Source organism: Micromonospora sp. NPDC003776 (assembly GCF_053605645.1).
Genome location: NZ_JBSGJR010000495.1, coordinates 1 through 5,364 on the forward strand (window position 1 = coordinate 1; position 5,364 = coordinate 5,364).

The following is a 5,364-nucleotide window of genomic DNA, read 5'->3' on the forward strand; positions in this document are numbered from 1 at the left end:
CCGTGCCGCCCGGGCCGCCCCACTGCCCGGTGTTCGGCGTGGGCGACCAGGTGGTCCGGGGCGCCGGCACGGCCGCCTCCGTCGGTCCGCCGGCGGTCGGCGGTGCTTGGAGATCCTCGGGGGATCGGGGTGGGACACCACCGGCGGCCGGGGAAGCACCGCCGGGCGCCGGGAGGCCGGGCTGTCCGGGCACCGATGCGTGGCCGGCCGGGCGGGCGATGCGCGGCGGCAGCGGCCCCGGTCGACCGGCCGGCGACGAGTCGCCGGGTCCGTGGTCGACCGTCTCGTCCTCGCCCCGCCCGGGCACCGCGTCGCCGGCTCCGTAACCCGCCGTCATGGTTCTTGTCCTCCCCCGTGCACAACCCGCCGCGACACCGCTGCCGGGACCCTCTGGGCCCGACGCGGCCCGAAGGACCGTACCGGCGCGAACGGGGTTTGTCTCCCCCGTTGTCCGACCTTGTCACATCGACGCAAGCCGACTCTGCCATGACATCCGCCGGCCATCCCGCCGACACGCGCCCGACCGGCTGCGCACACCCGATCTCCCGGCGCACTAGGGTTGTCAGGTGACCGACGAACCACCCCTGCGCCGTCGGGCCGCCGAAAGCCGTACGGGAGAGGCCTCACCGCACCCGTCGCCGGACGCACCCGAGCCGGCGGACGCGGGGAGCGAACCGACCGTCGGCGGGCCCGTTCCGCTGACCGCCCCGCGTGAGGGCACCCCCGCCCCGGTGGCCACGCCGGCCGAGCTCGACGAGGTCGTGGCCCGTTTCGCCGCCGGCAGCGGCCCGGTGGCCCTGGACGCCGAGCGCGCCTCGGGATACCGCTACAGCCAGCGGGCGTACCTGGTGCAACTGCGCCGGGCCGGCGCCGGCACCACGCTGATCGACCCGCTGCCGCTGCCGGACCTCTCCGCCCTGGACGCGGCGATCGCGGAGACCGAGTGGGTGCTGCACGCGGCCAGCCAGGACCTGGCCTGCCTGGCCGAGCTGGGACTGCGGCCGCGCCGGCTCTTCGACACCGAGCTGGCCGCCCGGCTGGCCGGCTTCGAGCGGGTCGGCCTGGCCGCGCTGACCGAGCAGCTCCTCGGCTACACGTTGGAGAAGCACCACTCGGCGGCGGACTGGTCCAGCCGGCCGTTGCCGGAGTCGTGGCTGACGTACGCGGCGCTGGACGTGGAGATGCTGGTCGACCTGCGCGACGCCCTCGACGAGGAGCTGCACCGGCAGGGCAAGTCGGAGTGGGCGGCGGAGGAGTTCGCCGCGCTGGTCCGCAACGGCGCCCGGCCGCCCCGGACGCGGGCCGAGCCGTGGCGGCGTACCTCCGGCATCCACCGGGTACGCGGGGCCCGGGCGCAGGCCCGGGTGCGCTCGCTCTGGTACGCGCGGGATCAGATCGCCGCACGGCGGGACGCCGCCCCCGGGCGGGTGCTGCCGGACTCGGCCATCGTGGCCGCCGCCGAGCTGGACCCGAAGGACGAGAAGACCCTGCTGACCCTCCCCGGCTTCGGCGGCCGCTCGGTGCGCCGGCTGGCGCGTACCTGGCTGGCGGCCCTCGACGACGCCCGCCAGTTGCCGGACGACGCGCTGCCGGTGACCCCGGTGGTGGAGGGGCCACCGCCGCCGCACCGGTGGGCGGAGCGGGACCCGGTGGCGGCGGGCCGGCTGGCCCGCTGCCGGGAGGTGGTGGTCGGCACGGCCGGGGCGCACAATCTCCCGCCGGAGAACCTCGTCGCGCCGGACTACATCCGCCGCCTCGCCTGGCAGCCCCCGGAGGAGATCACCGACGAGACCGTGGCGGAGACCCTCCGCGGCTTCGGCGCCCGGGAGTGGCAGATCGGCCTGCTCATTCCCGCCCTCACCCAGGCGCTTCACCTCCCCGGGTCCTGACCACCCGCCCGGGGATCCCCGGGCGGGTGTGTGACGGGCCACACGGGGGGTGGTGACGCCATTGGTTACTGACGAGTAGCATCCGGGGAAATGCCAGTGCCCGACCTTTCGTTCGGTCGTCGGCGCCAGCTGTCGGCGCGGCGGCCGGGTCATGGTCGAAGAGGAGGCTCAAGTGCCCCGTGAAGTTCGGGATGTCGTCTTCGTCGACGGCGTCCGCACCCCGTTCGGCAAGGCGGGTGGCATGTACGCCAACACCCGCGCCGACGACCTGGTGATCCGCTGCATCCGTGAGCTGATGCGACGCAACCCGCAGCTGCCGCCGGAGCGGGTCGAGGAGGTCGCCATCGCGGCCACCACCCAGATCGGCGACCAGGGCCTGACCATCGGCCGCACCGCCGCCCTGCTGGCGGGCCTGCCCAAGACGGTGCCCGGCTTCGCCATCGACCGGATGTGCGCCGGCGCGATGACCGCCGTCACCACGGTGGCCAGCGGCATCGCCGTGGGCGCGTACGACGTGGCCATCGCCGGCGGCGTCGAGCACATGGGCCGCCACCCCATGGGTGAGGGCGTCGACCCCAACCCGCGGATCATCGCGGAGAAGCTGGTCGACCCGTCCGCCCTGGTCATGGGGGCCACCGCGGAGAACCTGCACGACCGGGTGCCGCACATCACCAAGGAGCGCACGGACGCCTTCGCGCTCGCCTCGCAGCAGAAGACCGCCAAGGCGTACGCCAACGGCAAGCTCCAGGGCGACCTGGTGTCGGTCGCCATCCGCGACGAGGAGAACGGCTGGGGCCTGGCCACCGTGGACGAGGCTCCCCGGGACACCTCGATGGAGAAGCTGGCCACCCTGAAGACCCCGTTCCGCCCGCACGGCAAGGTCACCGCGGGCAACGCGGCCGGCCTGAACGACGGCGCCACCGCGGCCCTCCTGGTCGCCGAGGAGACCGCCCGCGAGCTGGGCCTGCCGGTCGGCATGCGGCTGGTGTCGTACGGCTTCGTCGGCGTGGAGCCCGAGGTGATGGGCGTCGGCCCGATCCCGTCCACCGAGAAGGCGCTGCGCATCGCCGGCCTGACCATCGACGACATCGGCCTGTTCGAGCTGAACGAGGCGTTCGCCGTGCAGGTGCTCGCCTTCCTCGACCACTTCGGCATCGCCGACGACGACCCGCGGGTCAACCCGTGGGGCGGCGCGATCGCCATCGGTCACCCGCTCGCCTCCTCGGGTGTCCGGCTGATGACCCAGCTGGCCCGGCAGTTCGCCGAGCACCCCGAGGTCCGCTACGGCCTCACCGCCATGTGCATCGGCATCGGCATGGGCGGCACCGTGATCTGGGAGAACCCGCACTGGGAGGGTGGAGACAAGTGAGCCTCGCCGCACCGAACGAGGTCGTCACCAGGGCGCTGCTGCGCCAGGTGAACGTACCGGGGCTGGACCGCCCCGCCGCCCTGATCACCCTGGACAACGGCTTCGACCACACAAAGCCGAACACCTTCGGCCCGGGCGGTCTGACCAGCCTGGACGAGGCGATCAGCACGGCCCTCGCGGCGAACCCGGCGTTCATCGCGGTGACCGGCAAGCCGTACATCTTCTGCGTGGGGGCGGACATCACCGGTCTGCCGCTGCTGGAGAGCCGCGAGCAGGCGCTGGAGATCGGCCGACTCGGGCACCGGGTCTTCGCCCGGCTCAAGGACAGCGAGATCCCCACCTTCGCCTTCGTCAACGGCGCGGCGATGGGCGGCGGCCTGGAGCTGGCCCTGCACTGCCACTACCGGACCCTGTCGGCGGGCGCGGCGGCCCTGGCGCTGCCCGAGGTCTCGCTCGGCCTGGTCCCCGGCTGGGGCGGCACCCAGCTGCTGCCGAACCTGATCGGCATCCCGGCCGCGACCCAGGTGATCCTGCAGAACCCGCTGATGCAGAACAAGATGCTCAAGCCCAAGCAGGCGGCCGAGATGGGCATCGCGGACGTGCTGCTGGAGCCGGCCGACTTCCTGGAGCGGTCGCTGGAGTGGGCGGCCGGCGTGGTCCGGGGCGAGGTCACCGTGACCCGGCCCGAGGTCGACAAGGACATGTGGGCGGGCGTGCTCTACTTCGCCCGGCAGACCCTCGACCAGCGGCTGCACGGCGCGGTCCCGGCCGCGTACAAGGCGCTGGACCTGCTGGAGACGGCGAAGGACGGCGACTTCGCCGCCGGCACCGCCGCCGAGGACGAGGCCCTGGCCGACCTGGTCTTCTCCGAGGAGCTGCGCAGCGGCCTGTACGCCTTCGACCTGGTGCAGCGGCGGGCCAAGCGGCCGGCCGGCGCGCCGGACAAGGGCCTGGCCCGCCCGGTCACCAAGGTCGGCATCGTGGGCGCCGGCCTGATGGCCAGCCAGCTCGCCCTGCTCTTCGCCCGCCGTCTCCAGGTGCCGGTCGTCCTGACCGACCTGGACCAGTCCCGGGTGGACAAGGGCGTCGGCTACGTGCACACCCAGATCGAGAAGGCGGTCAGCAAGGGGCGGATGGACAAGGGCACCGCCGCCAAGCTGTACGGCCTGGTCAGCGGCTCCGTCGACAAGTCCGTCTTCGCCGACGCCGACTTCGTCATCGAGGCGGTCTTCGAGGACCTGACGGTCAAGAAGCAGGTCTGGGCCGAGCTGGAGAAGATCGTCAATCCGGAGGCGGTGCTCGCCACCAACACCAGCTCCCTGTCGGTCACCGCGATGGCCGAGGACCTGGAGCACCCGGAGCGGGTGGTCGGCTTCCACTTCTTCAACCCGGTCGCGGTGCTGCCGCTGCTGGAGATCATCCGGGGCGAGCGCACCGACGACGCCACCCTGGCCACCGCGTTCGCCGTCGGCAAGCAGCTGAAGAAGTCGTCGGTGCTGGTCAAGGACGCCCCGGCGTTCGTGGTCAACCGGCTGCTCACCCGCTTCCTCGGCACCGTCTTCGCCGCCGTCGACCAGGGCACCCCGCTGGACGTGGCGAACAGCGCGCTGGACCCGCTGGGTCTGCCGATGCGCCCGCTCGCCCTGCTCCAGCTGGTCGGCCCGGCCGTGGCGTACCACGTGGGCGGCACCCTGCACGCCGCCTTCCCGGACCGGTTCGGCGTCAGCGAGAACCTCAAGCGGATCGCCGACTCCGGCCAGCCGATCGTGGTCGACGACCAGGTCAACGAGGAGGTCGCCAAGCTGCTCGTGGTCGGCGACCAGCCGCTCACCGGCGAGCAGGTACGGCAGAACGCGCTCGACGCGCTGGCGCAGGAGATCCGGCTCATGCTCGACGAGGGCGTCGTCGCCGAGGCGCAGGACATCGACCTGTGCATGATCCTCGGCGCCGGCTGGCCGTTCCACCTGGGCGGCGTCACGCCGTACCTGGACCGCACCGGCACCGCCGAGCGGGTCACCGGCCGGCGGTTCCTGCCGCGCGGCGTGGCCAGCCTGCGCTGACGCCAACCTGATCCACCGCCGCTCCCCCGCGATCGCGGTGGCCGGC

Annotated in this window: 3 protein-coding genes and 1 pseudogene; 3 read left to right on the forward strand and 1 reads right to left on the reverse strand. The window is 73.4% G+C overall.

Going from position 1 to position 5,364, the window contains the following annotated elements; translation table 11 throughout:
- Window positions 1-337 (reverse strand): annotated as a pseudogene (locus tag ACWEVO_RS29130) (hypothetical protein); the annotation flags it as partial.
- 229 nt (window positions 338-566) lie between these two features.
- Between ACWEVO_RS29130 and ACWEVO_RS29135 the strand changes: the two are divergent.
- From ACWEVO_RS29135 to ACWEVO_RS29145, 3 genes are all read left to right on the forward strand, one after another.
- Entirely contained in the window at window positions 567-1,889 is a 1,323-nt protein-coding gene (locus ACWEVO_RS29135; protein WP_452310681.1) for an HRDC domain-containing protein, read from the forward strand.
- 172 nt (window positions 1,890-2,061) lie between these two features.
- The gene (locus ACWEVO_RS29140; protein ID WP_452310682.1) at window positions 2,062-3,258 is read left to right on the forward strand and encodes a thiolase family protein; all 1,197 of its coding nucleotides are present in this window, start codon (window positions 2,062-2,064) and stop codon (window positions 3,256-3,258) included.
- Entirely contained in the window at window positions 3,255-5,318 is a 2,064-nt protein-coding gene (locus tag ACWEVO_RS29145; RefSeq protein ID WP_452310683.1) for a 3-hydroxyacyl-CoA dehydrogenase NAD-binding domain-containing protein, read from the forward strand. The genes ACWEVO_RS29140 and ACWEVO_RS29145 overlap by 4 nt, the downstream gene beginning before the upstream one ends.
- The last annotated feature ends 46 nt before the right edge of the window (window positions 5,319-5,364 follow it).